A 1,860-nucleotide genomic window follows, 5' to 3' on the forward strand; every position below is an offset into this window, starting at 1 on the left:
ATGTCGGTGCCGCGCACGAAGAGCTCGGCGACGGAGGTCAGGAAGCGTTGCAGGCCGCCTTCGTCACGGCGGAGCGAGCCGGTGGTGACCACCTCGGCACCGACCGCCTCCGCCGTCTCCTGGATCCCCATGGTGAGGACGGGGTGCGCGCTGGACTCGACGAAGGTGGCGAAGCCGTCTTCCAGGAGGACCTTGACGGTGTCCTCGAAGCGGACGGGCTGGCGCAGGTTGCGGTACCAGTACCCGGCATCGAGCACGGTCTCCGTGAGGAGGCCGCCTGTCACGGTCGAGTAGAACGGGATCTCCGCCTTACGCGGCACGACCGGCCCGAGAACATCCAGCAGCTCGGCCTCGATCCGCTCCACATGCGCCGAATGGGAGGCGTAATCGACCGGCACCTGACGGGCCCGGATCCCCTCCCCCACCGCCTCGGCGACGAACGCGGCCACCGCATCGGCATCCCCGGCCACGACCGTGCCCGACGGCCCGTTCACCGCAGCCACACCCAGCCGGCCCGCCCACGCCTCCAACCGCGCCTCAACCGCCGCCAACGGCAACGGAACCGACGCCATACCCCCCAGACCCGCCAGCTCACGCCCGATCACCTGCGCCCGCAACGCGACCACCCGCGCCGCATCCCCCAGGGACAACGCCCCCGACACGGCAGCCGCTGCGATCTCACCCTGCGAATGCCCGACCACCGCATCCGGCACCACACCCAGCGAACGCCACAGCTCGGCGAGCGAAACCATCACCGCCCACGTCACGGGCTGGACCACATCCACCCGCTCCAGCGAACGCCCCTCCCGCAACACCTCCACCACATCAAAATCCACGAACGGCGCCAAAGCATCAGCACACTCCCGCAACCGCCCCGCGAAAACAGGCGAGGAACCGAGCAGCTCCGCACCCATCCCCACCCACTGCGTCCCCTGACCCGGAAACACCAGCACCCGACGACCGGTCTCCACGTTCACGCCCTGGACGGTGGTGCCGCCGAGGACCACCCGGCGGTGTTCCAGCATCGAACGGCCCGTGACCAGGCTCCACGCCACGTCCAGCGCACGCGGCGCCCCCTCCCGCTCGATGTGGGAGCGCAGGCGTTCGGCCTGGGCGTGGAGGGCGGTTTCGGAGCGGGCGGTCAGGACCAGCGGAACGACCGGCAGCTCACGCGTACCCTCCACCGGCTCCTCCACCGGGGCCGGGGCCTGCTCCAGGATCACGTGCGCGTTCGTCCCGCTCACACCGAAGGACGACACCCCCGCACGCCGCACCCGCCCCACCTCAGGCCACACACGCTCCTCGGCCAACAGCTCGACCGCACCCGCCTCCCAGTCCACCTSSGAAGACGGAACACCCACATGCAACGTCCTCGGCAGCACACCGTGCTCCAGCGCCATCACCATCTTGATGACACCACCCACACCCGCAGCCGCCTGCGCATGCCCGATGTTCGACTTCAACGACCCCAACCACAAAGGCCGACCAGCCGGACGCTGCCCATACGTGGCCAGCAACGCCTGCGCCTCGATCGGATCACCCAAACGCGTACCCGTCCCGTGCGCCTCCACCACATCCACATCAGCGACCCCGAGCCCCGCGCTCTCCAACGCCGCCCGGATCACCCGCTGCTGCGACGGACCGTTCGGCGCCGTCAGACCATTGCTCGCACCGTCCTGGTTCACCGCCGAACCACGCACCACCGCCAGCACCCGATGACCCCGCGCCACCGCGTCCGACAACCGCTCCACCAGCAGCATCCCCACACCCTCGGCCCAGCCCGTACCGTCCGCCGCGTCCGAGAACGCCTTGCACCGGCCGTCCACCGCCAGCCCCCGCTGCTGCGAAAACTCCACGAAG

General features: G+C 70.1%; 1 protein-coding gene. It reads right to left on the reverse strand.

Going from position 1 to position 1,860, the window contains the following annotated elements:
• Window positions 1–1,860, reverse strand: a 1,860-nt coding sequence (locus AB4039_RS42110; RefSeq protein WP_442273293.1) for a type I polyketide synthase, incomplete at both ends; no start/stop codon positions are given.

This window comes from Streptomyces sp. M-16, assembly GCF_052114405.1.
Taxonomy (GTDB): Bacteria; Actinomycetota; Actinomycetes; order Streptomycetales; family Streptomycetaceae; genus Streptomyces.